The sequence below is a fragment of the Chryseobacterium sp. GW821-FHT04C04 genome, assembly GCF_059420365.1.
This window is the reverse complement of the sequence record NZ_JBWKTO010000001.1, coordinates 233,108-255,060: the sequence shown is the minus strand read 5'-3', so window position 1 is coordinate 255,060 and position 21,953 is coordinate 233,108. Positions and strand designations below refer to the sequence as shown.

Annotated in this window: 17 protein-coding genes, 1 tRNA gene and 1 pseudogene; 4 read left to right on the top strand and 15 right to left on the bottom strand. The window is 35.8% G+C overall.

The window, feature by feature from the left end; translation table 11 throughout:
* Positions 1-137: 137 nt before the first annotated feature.
* On the top strand, positions 138-866 hold the full coding sequence (locus AC07UM_RS01210) for a phosphatase PAP2 family protein (RefSeq protein WP_494682854.1): 729 nt from the start codon (positions 138-140) through the stop codon (positions 864-866).
* A 321-nt stretch (positions 867-1,187) separates the two neighbouring features.
* Here the strand turns inward: AC07UM_RS01210 and AC07UM_RS01205 are convergent.
* From AC07UM_RS01205 to AC07UM_RS01195, 3 genes are all read right to left on the bottom strand, one after another.
* Positions 1,188-1,262, bottom strand: a tRNA-Arg gene (locus AC07UM_RS01205).
* A gap of 380 nt (positions 1,263-1,642) precedes the next feature.
* Positions 1,643-2,413, bottom strand: a complete 771-nt coding sequence (locus AC07UM_RS01200) for an alpha/beta fold hydrolase (RefSeq protein ID WP_494682855.1) — start codon at positions 2,411-2,413, stop codon at positions 1,643-1,645.
* 7 nt (positions 2,414-2,420) lie between these two features.
* Positions 2,421-3,530 carry an epoxide hydrolase family protein gene (locus tag AC07UM_RS01195; RefSeq protein ID WP_494682856.1) on the bottom strand — a complete coding sequence of 370 codons (1,110 nt, stop codon included), beginning with the start codon at positions 3,528-3,530 and terminating at the stop codon, positions 2,421-2,423.
* A gap of 346 nt (positions 3,531-3,876) precedes the next feature.
* Here AC07UM_RS01195 and AC07UM_RS01190 point away from each other — a divergent pair, with 346 nt between their 5' ends.
* Positions 3,877-4,518, top strand: coding sequence for an NAD(P)-dependent oxidoreductase (locus AC07UM_RS01190; protein WP_494682857.1), 642 nt, complete (start codon positions 3,877-3,879; stop codon positions 4,516-4,518).
* Positions 4,519-4,667: 149 nt separating this feature from the next.
* On the opposite strand, the gene AC07UM_RS01185 is transcribed toward AC07UM_RS01190, so the two are convergent.
* Complete coding sequence (locus AC07UM_RS01185) at positions 4,668-5,435, bottom strand: methyltransferase domain-containing protein (protein ID WP_494682858.1); 768 nt, start codon at positions 5,433-5,435, stop codon at positions 4,668-4,670.
* Positions 5,436-5,546: 111 nt separating this feature from the next.
* On the bottom strand, positions 5,547-8,336 hold the full coding sequence (uvrA, locus tag AC07UM_RS01180) for an excinuclease ABC subunit UvrA (RefSeq protein ID WP_494682859.1): 2,790 nt from the start codon (positions 8,334-8,336) through the stop codon (positions 5,547-5,549).
* A 643-nt stretch (positions 8,337-8,979) separates the two neighbouring features.
* Between uvrA and AC07UM_RS01175 the strand changes: the two genes are divergently transcribed.
* On the top strand, positions 8,980-10,791 hold the full coding sequence (locus AC07UM_RS01175) for a TonB-dependent receptor plug domain-containing protein (RefSeq protein WP_494682860.1): 1,812 nt from the start codon (positions 8,980-8,982) through the stop codon (positions 10,789-10,791).
* A gap of 71 nt (positions 10,792-10,862) precedes the next feature.
* The gene (locus tag AC07UM_RS01170) at positions 10,863-11,579 is read left to right on the top strand and encodes a DUF2490 domain-containing protein (protein ID WP_494682861.1); all 717 of its coding nucleotides are present in this window, start codon (positions 10,863-10,865) and stop codon (positions 11,577-11,579) included.
* Here AC07UM_RS01170 and AC07UM_RS01165 read toward each other — a convergent pair.
* The 10 genes and pseudogenes from AC07UM_RS01165 to AC07UM_RS01120 all read right to left on the bottom strand — a co-directional run bounded on the left by AC07UM_RS01165 (position 11,576) and on the right by AC07UM_RS01120 (position 21,843).
* A complete protein-coding gene (locus tag AC07UM_RS01165; RefSeq protein ID WP_494682862.1) occupies positions 11,576-13,624 on the bottom strand; it encodes a M48 family metallopeptidase in 2,049 nt (682 codons plus the stop codon). The two genes, AC07UM_RS01170 and AC07UM_RS01165, sit on opposite strands and share 4 nt — an antisense overlap.
* Before the next feature lie 10 nt (positions 13,625-13,634).
* Positions 13,635-14,081 carry a phosphohydrolase gene (locus AC07UM_RS01160; protein WP_124531147.1) on the bottom strand — a complete coding sequence of 149 codons (447 nt, stop codon included), beginning with the start codon at positions 14,079-14,081 and terminating at the stop codon, positions 13,635-13,637.
* A gap of 80 nt (positions 14,082-14,161) precedes the next feature.
* Positions 14,162-14,497 carry a YegP family protein gene (locus AC07UM_RS01155; protein WP_236850161.1) on the bottom strand — a complete coding sequence of 112 codons (336 nt, stop codon included), beginning with the start codon at positions 14,495-14,497 and terminating at the stop codon, positions 14,162-14,164.
* 17 nt (positions 14,498-14,514) lie between these two features.
* Entirely contained in the window at positions 14,515-14,829 is a 315-nt protein-coding gene (locus AC07UM_RS01150) for a hypothetical protein (RefSeq protein WP_494682863.1), read from the bottom strand.
* 148 nt (positions 14,830-14,977) lie between these two features.
* Positions 14,978-16,753, bottom strand: a complete 1,776-nt coding sequence (locus AC07UM_RS01145; RefSeq protein ID WP_124531151.1) for an acyl-CoA dehydrogenase FadE — start codon at positions 16,751-16,753, stop codon at positions 14,978-14,980.
* Positions 16,754-16,862: 109 nt separating this feature from the next.
* Entirely contained in the window at positions 16,863-17,102 is a 240-nt protein-coding gene (locus AC07UM_RS01140; RefSeq protein WP_494682864.1) for a four helix bundle protein, read from the bottom strand.
* 185 nt (positions 17,103-17,287) lie between these two features.
* The gene (locus AC07UM_RS01135; protein ID WP_494682865.1) at positions 17,288-18,466 is read right to left on the bottom strand and encodes a thiolase family protein; all 1,179 of its coding nucleotides are present in this window, start codon (positions 18,464-18,466) and stop codon (positions 17,288-17,290) included.
* 83 nt (positions 18,467-18,549) lie between these two features.
* Positions 18,550-18,903: pseudogene (locus AC07UM_RS01130) on the bottom strand (four helix bundle protein).
* Between the two features lie 39 nt (positions 18,904-18,942).
* Positions 18,943-21,336, bottom strand: coding sequence for a 3-hydroxyacyl-CoA dehydrogenase/enoyl-CoA hydratase family protein (locus AC07UM_RS01125; RefSeq protein ID WP_494682866.1), 2,394 nt, complete (start codon positions 21,334-21,336; stop codon positions 18,943-18,945).
* 54 nt (positions 21,337-21,390) lie between these two features.
* Positions 21,391-21,843 (bottom strand): MarR family winged helix-turn-helix transcriptional regulator, encoded by a 453-nt coding sequence (locus AC07UM_RS01120; RefSeq protein WP_103233950.1) that lies wholly within the window; start codon positions 21,841-21,843, stop codon positions 21,391-21,393.
* Positions 21,844-21,953 lie beyond the last annotated feature (110 nt).

Genomic DNA, 21,953 nt, shown 5'->3' with positions numbered 1-21,953 from the left:
ATCAACGCCAATGATACTTAACAACACTCAATCCACATTGATGAAAAGTGGTTTAATAAAATTAGTTCTTCAGATTTTCTTTCACTTTATTCTTTAGACGGAGGATATCTTAATTAAAATTATTATAAACAAATACGATGAAAAAAATACTATGTTTATGTTTGTCTTTAATGTTCTTTTTGAATGTATTTTCTCAAGAAGAGATTTTACAGACAAATAATCAAAAAGTCAAATTTCAATATAAAAATTTATTTATGCCTTTTGCTCTCATAACTGCAGGAATTGCTTTAAATGGTAATGGGAAAAATGATGTTAAAAATCAAGTAAAAGAATGGCGAAATAATCAAATACCTGGTTTTCGTGTTCATATTGATGATATTCTACAATTTACTCCTGTAGCCGCTACCTATGCATTTGACATGATAGGGATGAAAGCAAAAACAGATATTAGAAACCAGACAGCTATAATTATAAAAAGTCAGATTATTACACTAACCGCAGTTTATATTTTGAAAAAGTCTTTGAATATAACCCGTCCAGATAATACGCAATATTCTTTTCCATCAGGACATACCGCAGAGGCATTTGCAGGTGCTACATTAGTAGCCACAGAATTTGGAGAAAATTATAAATGGATTCCTTACGTAGCATATGGCACGGCAGCGACTGTTGGTATTTTAAGAATTGCTAACAATAAGCATTTTATTTCTGATGTATTGTTTGGTGCAGGTTTAGGTATTTTGTCTACCAAAGTAGCATATTGGACACACAAGTATAAATGGAAAAAATATAAGTCTGAAAAGGATCCTCTTGAGCCCATTTATACTAAAATAAAAGAAATAACAGATCCTACTTATTTACAATAAATCTTGATTACTTCTGCCAGCAGCACTATAAAGACAGTATCCTGAATCAATAATAACTAGTTTATATTATAAAGGATCAAGAACAAAATAATGATGTGCTAATTAAATCAACAATTTAAGCTTGATTCTTAGTTACTGTTTTTTTGAATAAATTGTTTTATAATCAGTTTTGATGATAATATACTTTAATGTACCAACAACTGAGATTCATGAAGTTAGAATAGAGACCTTTATTGGGTTTAATTCTTCATATTTTTTTTTGCATAAAAGCAATACTAGAATTAAATGGGTACATTAAAGTATATCGTCACCTAGATTTTATGGTGACCCCACCAAGAATCGAACTTGGATCTAAAGTTTAGGAAACTTCTATTCTATCCATTGAACTATGAGGCCTATTTAAATATTAAAATTACAAATTATTGCGAAACATAGTAATAATCAATGTATGAATATAAAGGATAGAGTCTAGCTGCAGATTGAAAGGATATTGAAATAAAAGAATCTACCCTTTAGGGGTAGATCCAGTAGATAAATACATCTCATTTTTTTAATTAGACAACAATAAAAAAGCACAGCCGACAATGCTGTGCTTAAATTTTTATTTCAAATTTAATTGCAATTTCAATAGTAGTAAGAAAAGCAAATAAAGTTTCCACTTCGATGTTTATTACATAGTAAATGTAGTAATAAATTTAATACGAAATATGAATTTAATGTTAAAATTCACAAGTTATCCACAATTTATTGTGGATAACTTGTGGGATTCTCTGAAATTACTGTTCAGAAAGGTATCTTACAACAAAATCATTCAACGTTTTTTTCTCTTCATCAGTTCCTTTATTATCCATATGCCCATGATTGATTAGGGTAGACTGTATTGTCATGTGATACTTTCTCTCCTCTTCTTCATTGGGTAATACTCCTTCATCAGCCGGATAATCATTGGAGCGTAAAGTATACACTTTAGGAATGGATGTTCTCGGCAGAAACATTCTCCGGTTATCCATAGTAATCAGTTTATACACGAGATTAGGATGTTGGTTGGCGAATAATGCCGCCATATCACCTCCGTTAGAGTGACCTATAAGTGTCAGATGTCTGTAATCGAGTTCCGGTTTTATCTTTTTAAGTTCATTCAGTACAAACAGAATATGATCCGAACCATTTTGCCAGAAAGGTCTTCTTACAATCTGTAAATTTCCCTCTGTCGGTAAAGGACTGTCTGTTGTAAGTTCGTGCTGGATGCTTACTGTAAAATAACCTTTTGAAGCCAGTTTTTCTGTTAAATAAGAATATACAAAATAATCTCCGCCTTTATTAAACCCATACCCATGATTAAAGATGATGATTTGTTGATTAGCCATCTTTTTATCTGTTTTAGGATAATAAAAAGCAACAGGAATCTTACGGTTTCTGCTAATGTCAAGCAAGGTTAAAGTGTCCATCTTTACTTCATGATCTTTACTTTCGGGAGTTTCTTTTTGAATGGAACAGTTCATCATCAAAAGAGAAACTGAAACAAGGGCGGATAGGTTGTACTTCATGAATTATTTATTGTGCAGAATAAAAGAATGATGTTAGTTCATCTGCAAATATATGAGGTAATTCCAATGCGGCAAAGTGACCGCCTTGATTCATCTTTTTAATGCTGGTCACATTTACAAAACGCTCTGCCCATTCTTTTGGAAACTGTGCCTCACGGGGAAATACAAGTACTCCGGCAGGGACATTACTCTTTTGATGAACCTGTCCGCCACTCCATAAAGCGGCTGCGTCTTCTTTGTACATTCTGGCTGAAGAACCTATGGTTTGAGTGATCCAGTAGATCATAATATTGGTAAGCATTTCATCTTTTCCGCCAAACGCTGTTTCAATCAATTCAGGAGGAGCTCCTGCATTGGTAAAACTTATGATCCAGCCCGCAAGTCCGATAGGAGAGTCGTTAAGACCATAAGCCAACGATTGAGGCTTGGTAGACTGTACCATTGCGTAAGCACCTTCACTGTACCACCACCGCTGTACAAACTGCGCGAATGCCTGTTCATCTTCGCTCATTGTTGCCGGATCTTCCTGACCGGTAGGATATCCTACATCTGTAAGATGGACGGCTTCCAGTACTTCAGGGTATTTTGAAGTCAATGCTTTTACTACTCCCATCCCTATATCTCCTCCGGCAGCACAAAATTTTTCATATCCAAGTACTTCAGTCATTAGTTTTTTCCAAAGATCAGCGACTCTCTCACTGCTGACCGCTCTTTTATCAGAAAAGCCAAATCCAGGAATAGAAGGAATAACCAGATCAAAACTCTGTTCCCCTTCCGTAAGTAAAGGAATTATTTTATGAAAACGGTAATAGCTGTCTGGCCAGCCATGAGTAAGGATCAGCGGTTTGGGATTTGAACCTTTTCCTCTAATGTATTGAAAATGAATCAAAATTCCGTCTATCAGGGTGATATACTGAGGATGTTGATTTAACTGCTGCTCGTGCATTCTCCAGTCGTAATCGTTGACCCAATACTGGGCAAGTTCTTTCAGATAAGTTTCGTTTGTACCGTAGTTCCAGCCAGAATTTTCGGGTTCTCCGGGCCAGCGGGCATTTTGCAGACGGTTTTTCAGATCGGTTATAACCGATTCGGGAATGTTTACTGTAAATGGTTCCATATTATTATTTTGTTTTTGGTGTAAATATGTTTTCTGGAATATACTGATAGTAAGAATGTTATCAAAGTTAAAAACTTTCTCTTTTAATAAATGTTGTCAAAATCATAAATTTTTTAATTTTTTAATGATGAAAAATAAGTAACTTTAATTCATTAAAATCTCGTAATACATATTACTGTCATCAGGTGTTATTTTTAACCCTGAACATCTTAGGTTCAATTTTCTGAGCCCAATACATCTGTTATATTATCATTATGCAAAGACAATGGGGTCATTTGCTGTTTCAATGGTCATTAGCGTTTAATCAGCTGTTGATTATTGATATTTAATATTAAAAAAAATCATTATGAACACCTATAAAATTGCCGTAATCGGCGGAACCGGAAAATCCGGACAATATCTGGTACAGAACCTTCTTGAAAAGAGATATTCCCTCAAGCTTTTAGTAAGACATCCAGAAAATTTTACTCTTCAAAATCCGTTAATTGAAGTTGTCAAAGGAGATGCAAGAGATGAAGCTGCAATCTATACATTGATTAAAGGAGCTGATCTTGTAATAAGTACTTTGGGGCAGCCAAAAGGGGAGAAGTCTATATTCAGCGATGCTGCAAAAAATATTGTGAATGCAATGAATTATTACGATATCAGGCGTTATATTGTAACGACTGGCCTGAGTGTTAATACAGCATACGATCATAAAAATGAAAGAGTGAAAATGGCTACAGACTGGATGTACCAGAATTATCCTGAGACAACAGCAGACAAACAAAAAGAGTATGAACTTCTTTTGGAAAGCAATCTCGACTGGACGTTGGTAAGATTACCGCTGATTCATCTTATAGAAGCAAAATTTCCAACGGAAACAAGCTTTACAGACTGCAAAGGTGAAAGCATCAGTGCTGCAGATCTGGCGGAATTTTTAGCTTCTCAGATCGAGGATTCCGATTACATCAGGAAAAGTCCGTTTTTGTATAATCTGAAAGAGTAAAGAATCTATAAAGGAGAAACTGCCACAATTTTGTCATTCTGAATGAAACGGAGCGTAATGAAGAATCTCATATCATTGGTTATTAATGAGATTCTTCCTTCGTCAGCATGACAATTGTGGCAGCTTTTTTTATTGGATATTAAGATTTTCTATTTCTTGCGACCATAGATCAGAATACGCTTGAATGCATAGATAGCTGGATATTTTGTAAATCTTTTTGCAATACGCGATTTAAATTCGGAGATGAAATTTTCATTCTGTTCTCCTTTCAGACGTTCTAAGTAAGGCAATAATGCTGTTCCTGAAATAAAAGCATATAAGGCTTCGTGATCGTCTGCAATAATAGGATAGACCTTCTGAAATATTTCTATATCCTGAATTCCGTTGTCAAACAATATCTGTGCATAATCATCCACTGAAAGGACTGGCGAATCACGGTTGAAATGGTTTAACTGGGATACATAAGGCTCTTCATCTGCCATTTCTGTTAAAATCTGATTCAGGATATTTTCTTTCTGAACAGGCATCTGGATAGCTAACTGTCCTGAAGGAGATAGTAGCCCAATGATTTTAGGAAATAAAGTTTCGTGATTATCCGCCCATTGAAGTGCTGCATTACTGAAAACAAGATCCCATTTTTGATCAGATTGTGCTGTTTCTTCAATAGTCTGAAGTTGAAAGTGTAGATTCTCGTTTTCATATTTCTTCGATTTTTCAAGCATCTCCGCTGATGAATCGATTCCTAAAAATGTAGAACCTGTCAGTTTTTCTGTTAAAATAGAGGTCTGTTCACCAGTGCCACAGCCGAGGTCAATAGCTTTTATATTGTTTTCAGGCTTAATTAATGCGGCTAAATCGTAAAAAGGTTTGTAACGTACATCTTTGTACTGATCATATAATTCGGGATTCCAAGGCATAAAAATAATTTTGAAATGATCATATAAAGATAAGGGAATCTATCGTAAAATAAGGTCAAAAATCCTGATCAAAAAAAAGCGACTGTTTCTGAAACAGTCGCTTTTAATTTATTATTCAAGCTTTTCCTTGATGTATTTTGCCGTATAAGACTTTTTATTTTTTGCCAGATCTTCAGGTGTTCCTGTAAATACAATTTCTCCACCGTGTTTTCCTGCTTCCGGACCGATATCAATAATATAATCGGCACATTTGATAATATCAGGCTGGTGCTCAATAACAATCACCGAATGCCCAAGATCAATCAGGGCTTGTAATGATTTCAATAATTTCTGAATATCATGGAAGTGAAGTCCTGTGGAAGGTTCATCAAAGATAAATAATGTTTTATCCGTTGTAACCCCTTTTACAAGGAATGAAGCCAGTTTTACACGCTGTGCTTCACCACCGGAAAGAGTAGAAGAGCTTTGTCCCAGCTGCAGATAGCCCAGACCTACTTCCTGTAGAGGTTTCAGCTTTGTTACAATCTTCGTTTCATTATTGTCTTTAAAGAATTCCAATGCCTCATCTACCGTCATGTGAAGGATATCAGAGATGTTTTTCTCATCAAATCTTACCTCCAGGATCTCATTCTTGAATCGGGTGCCTTTGCAAACTTCACACTCCAGTTCGATGTCTGCCATGAACTGCATAGAAACGTTGATCACCCCTTCTCCTTTACACTCATCACATCTTCCGCCATCTACATTGAAAGAGAAATGTTTAGGCTTGTAACCCATCATTTTCGCTACTTTCTGCTTGGCAAAAAGGTCACGGATATCGTCGTAAGCCTTCAGATACGTTACAGGGTTTGAACGGGATGATTTTCCAATTGGATTCTGATCGATCAGTTCAATGTTTTTGATCAGTTTTTTCGGGAATTCAACAGAATCATAATCTCCTTTTTTGCCTCCCATTCCTAATTGGATCTGAATATCGTTGGTCAAAATTTCCTTCATCAAAGTAGATTTTCCACTTCCGGAAACTCCTGAAATCACGACCAGACTTTCCAAAGGAACATCTACATCTATATTTTTAAGGTTGTTCTGGCGGGCTCCTTTAATGTAGATCCATTCTTTTGCTTTTCTTCGCTTCTTCGGAACTTCTATCTCCAGTCTTCCGGTAAGATATTCTGAAGTAAGGGTGTTGGCTTTTTTCAGGTCTTTATAATCTCCTGCAAATACAAGCTCTCCACCAAGATAACCGGCTTCAGGACCAATATCAATGATATAGTCAGCAGCTCTCATGACATCTTCATCATGTTCTACAACAATCACGGTATTACCAAGATCACGAAGATTTTTCAATACTTCGATCAGGTTTTCAGTATCTTTTGAATGGAGTCCGATAGAAGGTTCGTCAAGGATATAAATAGAACCTACCAAAGAACTTCCTAAACTCGTTGCCAGATTGATTCTCTGACTTTCTCCTCCAGAAAGGGTGTTGGATGTCCTGTTTAATGTTAAATATCCTAACCCTACTTTTAATAAAAATTCCAGACGGGTTGTGATTTCATATAATAATCGTTTTGCAACCTCTTTATCGTGTTCTGAAAGCTTTAATCCATTAATTACCGGTGCCAGTTCATCCAAGGGAAGCTCAATCATCGATTGGATGTTGTGCCCGTCTACTTTTACCCAGGTTGTTTCCTCACGAAGTCTTAAACCTTCGCAGGTAGGACAAAGCGTTTTTCCTCTGTAGCGGGAAAGCATTACTCTGTACTGGATTTTATAGAGGTTTTCTTCAAGCATTTTGAAGAAATTGTTGATGCATGGGAAATTACTTTTTCCGTCGCCTTTCCAAAGGAAATTTTTCTGTTCTTTTGTTAATTGGTGATAAGGCTTATGAATAGGGAAGTCACCTGCTTTTTTGATGAAGTCTTTTTTCCATTCACTCATGGTTTCACCTCTCCAGCATACAACAGCATCTTCGTAGATGGATAAAGTTTTGTTGGGAACGACAAGATCTTCGTCAATTCCGATTACTTTTCCGTATCCTTCACATGCCGGACATGCTCCGTATGGATTATTAAAGCTGAAAAAATGAACATTCGGCTCAAGGAATTCCATACCATCCAGTTCGAATTTATTGGAGAATTCTTTTACTTTTTCAGTATCGGTATTTTTTAATGAGCAATAGCCGCGTCCTTCATAGAATGCCATCTGAATAGAATCTGCAAGTCTTTGTAAAAAGCTTTCATCTTCTTCATAAGAAAAACGGTCAATCACAAGATTGATCTGCATTCCTTTTTCCGGAGCAAATCCAAAGCTTTCCAGATCTTCGATTCCGGCTACATTTCCACTGATCTCAAGTCTTGTAAAACCTGCCAGTTTTAAAATATTCAAAGTTTCTTTAAAATTGTCAGCATCATATTCCAAAGGTGCTGTTAATAGGAAAGAAGTCTCTTTTTTGGATGCTTTAATGAAATCTATAACATCAGAAACCGAATCTTTCTTTACTTCTTCACCGGAAACCGGAGAAAAAGTTTTCCCAATTCTTGCAAATAAAAGCTTCATATAATCATAGATCTCCGTAGAAGTTCCCACGGTAGAACGAGGATTGGAAGAGATTACCTTCTGCTGGATGGCAATAGATGGGGCAAGCCCTTTAATGTCATCTACTTTTGGTTTTTCTAATTTACCCAAAAATTGACGTGCATAAGAACTTAAACTTTCAACATATCTTCTCTGTCCTTCCGCATAGATCGTATCAAAAGCCAAAGATGATTTACCACTTCCTGAAACTCCTGTAATCACAATTAGTTTGTTTTTCGGGATCAGGACATCTATATGTTTCAGATTGTTAAGATGTGCATTCTTAACAAAGATCTGTTTTTTTATGTCTATTTCTGCTGTTTTAGCCATATTTTGTTTATTCATAAAGTAACTGTGCAGTAGTAAGGACTGCCAGTGTAATGGTGTTTTGCCTCAGAATATTCCAGGGCGGTCATCAATTGAACTCCTATATCTATTCCTGAATTCATCCGGTCTTCTATGACAGCATTTTGTAAGAATGATGTGAGAAATACAGTTGAAAAAGAATCTTTCCATCGTAAAATTAAGACCCACAAAATTACGAATTTTTACTGAAAATTTTATCTATATCTTATTGTTAAAAATTATTATAATGAAGGTTAAACTAGACGGATAAAATGGAAATAGTACACATTGAAAATGGAGAAAGGAGATGTGTTTTGTGGAATTATTCTTGTTTTACTATTTATTTTACAGTGTTTTATAGAGTTTTGCAAAACACATTATATTTTTTTATCTAAGTATTGTTTTATGTTTTAAAATTATTTAAAATTGTATTCATAAATATGTAATAGAGAAATGAGAAAATTATTCAGAGATCTAGTTACACATTTAATGAGAAAAAGATAGAACTACTCCCTCACACAGATGCAGCATTATGCTGCATCTTTTTTTATGACAAGTATCATTTGTCTGTGTTGCTGAACTCCCTTACTTTTGGAACCTGTTATTAAAGAAAACTACGGAACCGATTATGATCAAAAAGATAGGAAGTATTTTTTTTCTGGGATCTCTACTTTGGGTAAGTGCACAGGAAAAGACAACGGATATTGAAATCATCGAATTTCAGGGAAAATTCATTTCTACACCTTATAAAAGTGCCAATCAGAATATCAGTGTTATCACGAGGGAAGATATTGTGAATTCTCCGGCTAAAAGTATAGACGAAATTCTTCAGCAGGTACCGGGAATGGATATCAGAAGGAGAGGAGCCAACGGAGTGCAGAGTGATATCAGTTTCCGTGGAAGTTCTTTTGAACAGGTTCTGCTGCTTCTGAATGGCATCAGAATGAACGACTCCCAGACCGGACATAATAATATGAATATTCCGGTAGATCTGGATGACGTAGAAAGAATAGAAATCATAAAAGGACCGGCTGCAAGACGTTTCGGGCAGAATGCTTATGCCGGGGTGATCAATATTATTACCAAGACAGCTCCCGGAAAAAGAGTGAAAATAAGTGCTGACGGAGGGGACTACAGTACCTATGGTCTTGGATTCAATGCGCAAATAGGAAATGAAAAATTCACCAATTCCCTTCAGGCAAATTCTGCTTCTTCAGAGGGATATATGTTCAATACTGATTATGAGATCAGAAATGTATTTTATCAGGGGAAACTGAATATTAAAAACGGAGATGTAAGAGTACAGGCAGGTTTTTCTGAAAAGAAATTCGGAGCGAATGGTTTTTATGCTTCCAGTACAGCTACAAAACAGTATGAGGAAACGCAGGCTTCTATTGTCAGTGTAGCACATCAGCAGACTTTTGGAAAACTGAAACTTAATTCTAATGTATATTGGAGAAGAGGGCAGGATATGTATCTTTTTGACAGATGGAATCCTGATATTTACAGGAATATGCATATCGGGAATAATGTAGGAGGTGAAGTGAATTCCAGCTACCAATGGGGATTAGGAACCACGGGAGTTGGAGTAGAGCTGAGAAAGGAATTTTTAGCGAGCAGTAATTTGGGAGACAGAAACCGTTTTGTATCTCAGGTTTTCTTTGAACATCATTTTTCATTACTGGATAAAAAATTGAATATCAGCCCGGGAATTTCATGGGCTAATTATTCTAAGGAAGGAAATTTCTTCTATCCGGGGCTTGATGTAGGGTATAACTTCAATCCTAATCACAAAATATACGGAAATATCGCTAAAGTACACCGCATCCCGACTTTTACAGATCTTTATTATATGAGCAAAACGGAGCAGGGAAATCCAGATTTACGCCCTGAAAATGCCGTTTCATCAGAGGTTGGATATCAGTATCAGAATAGTAAGATTTTAGCTAAAATCAGTGGGTTCTTAAGAAATTCCAGCAATTCTATTGACTGGGTGAAAAAAGATATCAATGATAAAATCTGGTTTGCAGAAAATGTAGGAGATATCAGAACCAAAGGGATTGAAGCAGAATGGAGTCACAGACCGATGGACTGGTTAAAATATACGGTTGGATATACTTATATCGACAGCAAATATGAAGAAAAGAATGGCTTGGTTTCAAGATATATTCTTGACAATCTGAGACACCAGCTTGTTTCTAAATTAGAGGTGAAATTCCTTAAATACTTCACCAATGAACTTGTTTATAGATATAATGAAAGAGTAAATCTGGGAACCTATAATCTCTTAGATGAGAAACTAAGCTTTGCTAAAAAAGACTACTCGGTGTATGTGTTGATTAACAATATTACCAACACACAATATACGGAAGCGTTTGGAGTAGCAATGCCGCAAAGGTGGTTCCACATTGGGTTTTCTTATACAATCAATATTAAGTAGGTATTAATTTAATATTAATGAAAGTTAATATTAACAAATTGTTAAAAAATATACATTTGCAAAAATTTTTTATGAAACGTCTCTTAGGATTAGGTTTACTACTTGGAATTTCTTTTTTTAAAGCACAGGAGCACATCTCCAGCTTCAATGCAGTGACTCTGACCTACAAGTTTCATCCGAAATTTTTCCTGTATGCCGAAGGGCAGATGCGTGGTAACGAAGATTATACCTACCCAGATTATTATGAAATAAAAGGGGGCTTAGGGTATAATCTTACCAAAAATCACAAACCTTTTGTAGGACTAGGAAGATATGTCAACTATAAAGATCACAGCTTAAGCAGAGAGGAGTTCAGGGTATGGCTTCAGGACGTTATTGATATCAAGAAAGGTATCGTAAAATTTGAAAACCGTTTCCGAGCTGAAAAGAGCTGGTTCTACGAGCCTAAAACAGATCTGACCTCTCAAAGAATGCGTTACAGATACCGTCTGAATATAAGTGTCCCTTTAAATGCGAAAACCATCAAGAAAGGAACTGTTTTCGCGAATGCATATGACGAAGTTTTCTTTGTAAGCCCGATGAAGCCTACTTTTGCCAGAAACAGAGTCTATGGCGGTTTCGGCTATCAGATCGATGATTATTTTGGAATCGTGAGCGGATATCTGTGGCAGCGTGAATTTGAAGCGAAAGGAAACAAAAATTTACATTTTGTTTACCTTGCTTTAAACATCAATATTGATGGGACAGATCATCACACGAAGACTTACGATTTCCCTGGTGCGGATTAATCCTTATTTAATCCTGACTGAAAATTCAACAGATCAAGCTTAGAATTAAGATAATGATCATTCAGTAGTGCCTGATATTTTTCAATCACTAACGAGATGGCATTTACTTCATGCTCAAGGTATTTGTCTTTGTTGAAATAAATGTACTCAGAGTTTACAAATTCTTGTAAAATATTTTTATCTTCAGCCTTTAAAGCTTCTTTATAAGCTGATTTTTCGATCAGTTCTTTAGTCTTTAGTTTAAACGGTTCTTCTGCTTTCAATAGGTTGGCTCTGTGTTTACGGATTTCTTCAAAAGGTAAAGTAACTGCCATAAACTTAAGGTATACTGTGAAGTCATTAAGACTTTTTTGAAAATCATCAAATTCCTTATCAATTACCGCAAATTTCTTGTACTTGCTAAGGAGTTCTTTCTTAATATCTTCATTGGAAATACTGTAGTAATGCTGAAAAATCGCTTTGTCATTTTCCAGAAGTTCTTCTTTTACCCTTTTCAGTTCGTTTTCCAGTTTTGGAATAAGGATTGTGGCATCTTGTGCTTTGTATAAGCTGCCATTAAATCTGAATGTTTTTATTTCTTTCGGATACGAAACCAGATATTGCAATGTCTGAATATCACTCTCTATTCCTGATTTTTCGTACACTAAAGATACTTTTTTGTCACTGAAAAGATCTGTATCATGATGAAAGGCAGCATCGGAAACTATAGATTCGATATTTTCTATAATTGGATGATGTCTTTCATAATATCCATTAAAGTTTGCACTGAAGGTCTGATAGATAGTATTATCCAGATAAAGCCTGATGAAAGTTTCATCCTCTATTACTTCTCCTACGTTTTTTACCATGCGTAAAGTCAGGTATTTTGAGGTCATGATTTCGCAGATTTTATCATATCCGCTGATGATCTCTTTTGCATATCTGTGGTCTGCAGCTGTATTCCTGGTTTCGTTTGTTTTAATCCTTTCGATTCTTTTTAAAATATCGGGATGCGAAGTCCACTGATCTTCAATTTCTATTCTGGATTTATTATAACGGGTAAGATCTTCAGCATCTATTTGGGGAAGCCCGTTTATGTAAGGATGATTATTTCTTTCAGATAAAATTTTCATTAAAGAAATCTGGTTTTTATACAGATCTTTTGGAAGATATTTTTGATTACTTTCAACATAGAAATTAAAAGAATGGTTGAAAGCCAGATCGCTTAATTCCAGCCTTAATAAAGAGGAAGACTGCTCTTCAGGGTTGGTAATATAAGTTGAAATAGCATCTGCGTGGTATTCCATTTCTCTTTGCAGAGAAGCATGATTTTTGAAAAGAAAATTGGAGATACTTTTAAGAACAGACTGAAATGCATTGATGAAACTGACTGAAATGAGGCCGAAAATTTTAAAGATGGCATTCCATCCTGAAAATTCCAAGATGAAGTTTTCATAATCTTTATTATTGTAAACCGTTTCAAAAATTATTTTTTCAGCCTGATTCACATAACCGCCGACTTTCATGCTTTTTTGAGAGAAATGCCCAAATTCGTGAGCCAGAATTGTTCTTAATTCTCCTACACTTGTAGAGTTGATGAGGCCAACGCCAATTGTTAAATTTTTCTTTACCGGAAGAAACATACTCCAGAAAATAGAATTATAGCTTACACTAGCATTTACATCCGGAGAAAGAAACACTTTTTGGGGAGTTTTCACATTTGTTTCTGCTACAATTTCATCAATAATAGCAAACAGCTCAGGCTGATGAGTTCTGTTAACTTCCAGCAAATGACGCGTACTGTAGTGGGTTTTTCTGAAAATAAATTTAATGAGAAAGATAAAGACAAAAACGCCAACACTTAGTAATCCTGCCGCCCCAAACAATGTAAAATAATTGATAGAAACGCTTAACATTTTTACTGCGCCATACCCCAATAAAAATACCATCAGAAGTGAAGCAAATATGAGTATGAAATAGATCAGGAAAAAAATTGAAACAGATACAATAGCAGAGACCAGCTTAGATTGATAAGCTGATGAAATTTTGGGCAGGTTATTAGTCATGTGTTTTTTATTAATATTTCTCTATCAGATAACGATAGGCTTTCAGGTATTTGTTGAATCTTTTGATATCCTTTGGAGTAAGCTCTCTGTTTACTCTTCGAAGGTCCATATTATCACGTAGGTCATTCAGTTTTACGGCAACAGAGAGAAGAGATCTTTCTGTTCTTTTAATGAAGTCATCGTAATCTTCTTCCGGATCGAACTTCGTAAGGCAGCTGATGGCGAAAATAATGTATTCAGGAAACCCTTCAGATCTTAAATAATCCAGGCTGAATTCCAGCGGATGGTCTTCTACAACATCGTGGAGGACACCTACGATCTTTTCATCCAGTGTTTTACCATAATTCATCACCCGCATTACGTGGCCGATATAGGGAGCATGGTATTTGTCGGTTTGTCCTTTATGAGCCTTGTCGGCTATTTTGATTGCTCTATTCAGTAATTCTTCTTTTGTCATTTCTAATGAAAAATAGAATACAAAAATAAAAAATGCCTTAAAAAATAAAGCATTTTTAGTAAAATTATTTTCAGATGATTTTACAAATTGGCATCATCCTCTATATGAGCATGTGGAGCATTGTTTTTTACAGATTCTATCCCGTTTTCCATGCCGTTGTCAGATTCGTACATCTGGCTGGTGCCTATGATTTGCCCGTTTCCAGCTTTAAGATTAAAATAACACCTGCCGTCATTGGCAGTATTTCTTTCAAACTTTGAATCTTCCTGTGCATTGGTTTTTACAGACCCTATTCCGTTTTCGCAGGATGGCTTTGTACTGTATCCCTGACTGGTTAAAATAACCTGTCCGTTTCCGGCTTTAAGGTTGAACTGAAAGTCTCCGTTTACTCTTTTCGAGATAATGAATTTTCCCATGATAATAGTTTTTATGATTATTTAGATGGTATTAGTTTTTTTGGATTTGCCTGAAGCTTGTCAGGGGTAATGGCATTTAAAATTTTATATTGTGAATGGTCCTTTGCCGGTTCTTTCAGAGCGAGATATAAGGCAGTATCCCCAGGTTTTTTTATCAATATTTTATAAAATCCTTGCTGTGGCTGACCAGGTTTCAGTGCGAAGTGTCCTGGGAATTTTTCATTCTTTACAATCTTAGCAGTATCTGCTTTGGGAATAGGGATTAATTTTTCCCTTTTTTGTGCCGTCAATACAGCTGAAATAAGAAGCAGGGGAAATAATAATATTTTCATGTGTTAGTTAATTTTAAATAAAAATAACATTTTTTTTTAATAAAACGATTGAATCTCTCTGAAATTCAATGATAATCAGAACAAACAGATGGGAAAATAAAAGCGCCTCAAAAATTGAGACGCTAAATCAAATTTATGTTGTTAAAGACTAATATGCTCCTTTTTCAATATAATGAGCCGCCACTTTTTCAGTTAAAGCCACTACATTCGGCTGATTAGTATACTTTGTGAATCTTCTTAATCCGGAAAGCATCATTCTCTGTTCGTCACCTTCCGCGAAAGAGACAATTCCTTCTTTTGCCGCAGAAATGATTTTGTCGATCGCTTTGTAAAGATTTAATTGAGCCATTGCTGCTTCTACAGAATCAGCAGAGAAATGTTTTTCAGCTCTTAAAACTGCAGATTCTGCCATATAGATCTGGTTCAGGATTTCAGAAGCATTCAATAACAAATGCTGTTGTTTCTCAATATCCATCATATATTTCTGAAGAGCAGCTCCGGAAACCATTAAGAATACTTTCTTCAGATTTGCGATAATTGCTTTTTCCTCACTCATGAATTCTGAATAATCAGGAACTTCAAACGAAGGGATACCCATCAATTCTTTGCTGATTGCCATTGCAGGAGATAAAAGGTCCAATTCACCCTTCATTGCTCTTTTAATAAGCATTCCTACAGCCAAAAGCCTGTTGATTTCGTTGGTACCTTCATAAATTCTTCCAATTCTTGCGTCTCTCCAGGCAGATTCCATCGGAGTATCTTCTGAGAATCCCATTCCACCATAAATCTGAATTCCTTCATCAGCTGTATTTTGAGTAAGATCAGACACAAAAACTTTTAAGATAGAAGCTTCAACGGCAAATTCTTCAACCCCTTTCAATTCAGCTTGTTGGTGATCCATTCCTCCGGCAACCAATTCAGCAATTTTATCTTCTACATTTTTTGCTAAACGGTAAGAACCCGCTTCACTTACGAAAACTCCGGTTGACATTTCAGCAATTTTTTTTCTGATGGCCCCAAAAGTTGAAATGGAAACTCCAAATTGTTTTCTTTCGTTTGCATACTGAATAGAGTGGTTTAAAATTCTTCTTTGTCCGTCAAGATTTGCAGCAGCTAACTTAATTCTACCAACATTTAATGCATTCAAAGCGATTTTGAAACCATTGTTTCTTTCACCCAACATATTTTCGACAGGCACTTTCATATCATTAAAGAAAACCTGACGAGTAGAAGAGGATCGAATTCCTAATTTATGTTCTTCTTCACCAAAAGATAAGCTGTTTGGATCTTCTAATTCTGAACGGTTGATGACAAAGCCTGTAATATTTTTGTCATCATCTATTTTAGCAAATAATGTGAAAGTATCAGCAAAACCAGCATTGGAAATCCACATTTTTTGTCCGTTAATGATGTAATGTTTTCCATCATCAGACAATTTTGCTCTTGTCTTTCCTGAATTGGCATCAGATCCGGCATCCGGTTCAGTTAAGCAATAGGCTCCAAATTTTGTTCCGGTAGCTAAATCGGGAAGATATTTCTTTTTTAATTCTTCACTTCCGTAAAGAAGGGTTGGAAGAGTCCCGATTCCGGTATGTGCTCCATAAGCTGTTGCTAATGATCCATTTCCTCCTGAAACATAATCGCAAGCCAACATCGTGCTCACAAATCCCATTCCGAGACCGCCATATTCTTCCGGAACTGTAATTCCCAAAAGTCCCATTTCACCTAACTGACGCATTGTTTTTTCGGTCAATTCATAGTCTTTTTTCTCAAAACGGTCATGATGTGGAATCACTTCTCTATCTATAAATTCCTTCGCAGAATCACGAAGCATTTTTTGTTCTTCACTCAGTTCTTCAAGACTGAAAATTTCGTTTGCAGGAATTTGTTTGATTAGGAATTCCCCGCCTTTTAATGTAGCCATATGTTATTTTGTTATTTAATTTTTTTTAAAGACTATTAGATAATAGACGGATAGATGATAGATTGTGAGTGTGGTCTATCTGTCTATTATCTCTTTGTCTTTTCTCTTATTAATCCCTATTTAAAGTATTCTGAAATACCATTGTTGCTTTTTGAAATTCTTCAATTTTAATTTCAAAGATTTCAGTTTTTTCATCAGATAAATATTTTCTATGATTTGCCAACAATATTTGTGTTTGCAATTCAAATGAAGAACCTAAAGAAATATCTAAAAAGTGACTAAAAGACTTATTTGTTCTGCTTGAACCTTCGGCTATGTTTGATGGAATTGAGATAACGCATCTGTCCATTTGTCTTTTCAGTCCATTTTTTCATAAGTGGGAAAAGTATCTGTAAGATCTAAAGTTAACCTTGATAATTCCATACCCATTTGCCAAATTTTAAGCTTCTTAAAATTGTGTCTTTTAAAATCATTCATGCATTTCTTGTGCTTTTACCCTCTATTATCTATCCGTCTATTTTCTTATTTGTCTATTTATAGAAGTTCAAAAATAGAAGCCGCACCTTGTCCTGTTCCTACACACATAGAAACCATTCCATATTTGTTGCCGCGTTTTCTCATTTCATCAAGAAGCTGAACGGTTAGCTTTGTTCCTGTACATCCAAGCGGGTGTCCAAGGGCGATAGCTCCTCCGTTTACGTTTAAGATGTCAGGATTTAAACCTAATTCTTTTTTAATGGCAACCGACTGAGAGGCAAAAGCTTCGTTAAGTTCGATCAACTCAATATCTTTTAATTCTAAACCTGCTTGTTTTAAAGCTTTTGGAATAGCATAGATAGGTCCCATTCCCATGATTCTTGGCTCTAATCCGGCTGCAGCATAAGCAACTAATCTTGCTTCAGGCTCCAATCCTAATTCTTTTACCATTTCCTCACTCATTACCATTACGAAAGCAGCTCCATCACTCATTTGAGAAGAGTTTCCGGCTGTTACGCTTCCTCCGTTGGCAAATACGGGTCTTAATTTTGCTAAGCCTTGCAGAGAAGTATCTGCTCTAGGACCTTCATCTACTGAAAAATCAAACTTTTTAGTCTGCATTTTCTGATTTTCATCCAGGAAATTGTATTCTACAGGAATCGAAACAATCTGGTTGGCAAATCTCCCTTCCTGATTGGCTTTTAAAGCTTTCATATGAGACTCAAAAGCAAACTGATCCTGTTCTTCTCTTGTAATATTATATTGTTTAGCTACTTCTTCTGCAGTGTAGCCCATTCCCCAATAATAATCAGGGTTTGTTTTTGCGATATCTGTTTCTGGGACAGGCTTGTAACCTCCCATTGGGATGTATGACATTGATTCTGTACCACCAGCGATGATACAATCTGCCATTCCAGCCTGAATTTTTGCAGAAGCAATTGCAATCGCTTCACTTCCTGAAGCACAGTATCTGTTTACGGTTACTCCCGGAACTTTATCGGTATTTAATCCCATCAAAGAGATCAGACGTGCAACGTTCAGGCCTTGTTCAGCTTCCGGCATTGCATTTCCTACGATAAGGTCATCAATTCTGTTTTTATCTAATTGTGGGAGCTCAGCCATTAATTTTTCAATAACGGTAGCTGCCATGACATCAGGTCTTGTAAATCTTAAACTTCCTTTTGGTGCTTTTCCAACGGCAGTTCTGAAACCTTTTACTATATATGCTGTTTTCATTTTTTGTAAATTTTTGTAAAATGTATAATGTAAAATGTCGGTTGTACTATATTCAGTAAAGCTGCATAATACCTTGTACAATTCTATTTTGAATAATTTTGTTTTAGTTTAATTATCATATTTTGAATATGTCTGATTTCGGTCATTAGTAAATCAAAATCATTTTTCTTTATAAATTCCAAATCATTTGCAATTATGATCTGAGTTTCAAATTCAAATGAAGAGCCTAATGCGATGTTTAAAAATTGACAAAATTGAGGATTTGTATCTCTTCCTGCTCCTTAAGCAATATTAGATGGGATAGAATATAAGCTTCTCCTTGATTGTGAGGTTAAACCAAATAACTCATCTTTAGGAAAATCTTTGGAAACTATATAATAATGCTTACAAAGCAGAATTGATTTCTTCCAAACTTCTAAATCTCTAAAATTGTGCATGTCAATACTTTTTACATTTTACATCCGACATTGTACAAATTAATTTCTTAGTGGTTTACCATTTTGTAACATATATTGAATTCTCTCCAGAGTTTTTCTTTCTCCACAAAGCTGAAGGAAGGTTTCTCTTTCAAGGTTCAATAGATACTGTTCCGTTACGACTGTCGGTTCAGATAGGTTTCCACCTACCATCACGTTGGCCAGTTTATCAGCAATTTTCTTATCGTGTGCAGAGATAAAGTTTCCGGTTAACATCTGGTCAGTTCCTACGTAGAACATTCCTAATGCATCTTTACCAAGAACTTTTACTTTTTGCTCGATGGGTTGAGTATATCCTTGTTCTGCTAATAGTTTTGCTACTTTTTTAGCTTCTGCAATCTGTCTGTTTTTGCTTACGGAAACAATGTCTTTCCCTTTTTCAAGGATTCCCATATCATAAGCTTCATAAGCAGAAGTAGCTACTTTACCCATTGCAATGTTCATGAACGCTTCACGAAGTCTGTTGTTTTTAACATCATCGCTGTGGAATTCTCTGGAAGTTCTTAAAGTCAATTCTTTAGTACCACCTCCGCCAGGAATTACTCCAACTCCGGTTTCTACAAGTCCGATATAAGTTTCTGCTGCTGCAACCACTCTGTCCGCATGCATTGTCATTTCGCATCCACCTCCTAAGGTCATTCCGTGAGGAGCAACTACTACAGGAATAGAAGAATAACGTACTCTCATCATTGATTTCTGGAAGTAAGCGATCGCCATATTCAAATCATCCCAATCCTGCTCGATAGCCATCATAAGGATCATCGCAAGGTTGGCTCCTACAGAGAAGTTCGTTCCCTGGTTTCCTACCACTAATCCGTCGTATTCTTTTTCAGCTAAATCGATTGCTCTGTTTAAGCCGTCAAGAACTTCGCCGCCAAGAGAGTTCATTTTTGAACGGATCTCGAAGTTGATAATACCATCTCCTAAATCTTCAATAGAGGCTCCTGAATTGCTCCAAAGCGTTTTATTTTTTCTGATATTATCTAAGATGATGAAGGCATCCTGACCCGGAATTTTGTTATATTCTCCTGAGTTTTTATCCACATAAATGCTTTGTCCTTCATCATTTACTTTATAGAAAGTCTCTACATTCTTCACCCAGTCTGAAACTTCATAACCAGCGTCTTTAGCCAATTCAATACCTTTTTGAACGCCTACAGCATCCCAGATCTCAAACGGTCCGTTTTCCCATCCGAAACCGGCTCTCATGGCATCATCAATTTTATAAACCTCATCAGAAATTTCAGGAACTTTATGTGAAACGTAAGCGAATAATGCTCCTAAAGATTTTCTGTATAATTGACCTGCTTTATCTTTACCACCAATTAAAACTTTGAATCTATCAATTGGTTTATCTATAGCTTTTGTTAATTCCAGGGTAGGAAATGATGATTTTCCTTGAAGTTCATATTCTAAAGTATCAAGGTTTAATCCATGAATTTCAGATTTTCCATCTGCATTTTTCACTTTTTTATAGAAACCTTGTTCCGTTTTTGAGCCTAACCATTTGTTATCCATCATTTTCTGGATATAGCCTGGAAGGGCAAATACATCATTAAAATTATTAGCTTCAGCACCGCTCTGGCGAACACCGTTGGCTACCATGACCAAAGTATCAAGACCTACTACATCAGCTGTTCTGAATGTTGCAGATTTCGGGCGTCCGATTACCGGACCTGTTAATTTATCAACATCAGAAACGGTAAGTCCTAGTTTCTGTACATTGTGAAGAAGATCCATCATAGAGAATACTCCGATTCTGTTGGCGATGAAAGCTGGAGTATCTTTGGCTAAAACAGTGGTTTTACCTAGAAATTTTGCTCCATAGTTCATATAGAAATCGATGATTTCAGGATCTGTATCGTTAGTAGGAATGATCTCTAGAAGAGGAAGGTATCTTACCGGGTTGAAGAAGTGTGTTCCTGCGAAGTATTTTTTGAAATCCTCGCTTCTCCCTTCTGTCAGGAAGTGGATAGGAATACCGGAAGTATTAGAAGAAATTAAGGTGCCCGGTTTTCTGAACTGTTCAATCTTTTCGTATACTGACTTTTTGATGTCAAGTCTTTCTACTACTACTTCAATGATCCAGTCTGTATTTTTTATTTTAGGTAAATCATCATCGAAGTTTCCGATTTTAATTCTGTCTGCAAACTTTGGAGAATAAAGAAGTGCAGGACTTGCTTTTTTTAGTTTTTCAAAGTTTTCGGAAGCAATTCTGTTACGTACTGCTTTGTCATCTTTGGTCAAACCTTTTTTCTGTTCAGCTTCAGTAAGTTCAAAAGGAACAATATCCAAGAGTGATACTTCAACACCGATGTTGGCGAAGTGAGCTGCGATACCGCTTCCCATAATTCCTGAACCAAGAACCGTTACATGTTTGATTCTTCTTTTCATATGTAAATTTTTATTTTTATAAGATTATATGGAACCCTGAGGTTTCAACATAATTTATTTTCTGTTATTTAATAATTCGTTTGCTATTTTCATAATTTCGGTCATCACGTCTTTGAAAGCATCCATCTTTTCCGGAGCGATTTTCTCCATCACCTTCTTGTTGAAGTTGACAACGACTTCCTTTGACATGTTTCTGGAGTTGAGTCCTTTATCTGTAAGCTTAATGATAACCTCTCTTTTATCAGTGGTTGTCTTTTCCTTATAGATATATCCGTTGTCTTCCAAAAGTTTGATGATTCTCGTTAAAGAAGTGGGTTCAATAGCCATTTTGGGACCAAGATTGGTACTTCTGGTTCCTTCTTTGGGATCAATTTTAAGAAGGGTGAGAGCTTGTACCGCTGTAGAATCGTGTTCCTGGGCTAGTTCTGTGTACATTTTAGAAACAGCCAACCAAGTCTGCTTTAAAATTAAATCTACGTTTTCTATTTTTTCTTTATTATTATCCATCATTTATGTACGAATGGTGTTACCCAAATTTAGTAAATATTATGCATGCATAGTATTTATTAACGTTAAATTTTGTTAATAGGCTGAAAATAAACAGATTAAATTATATG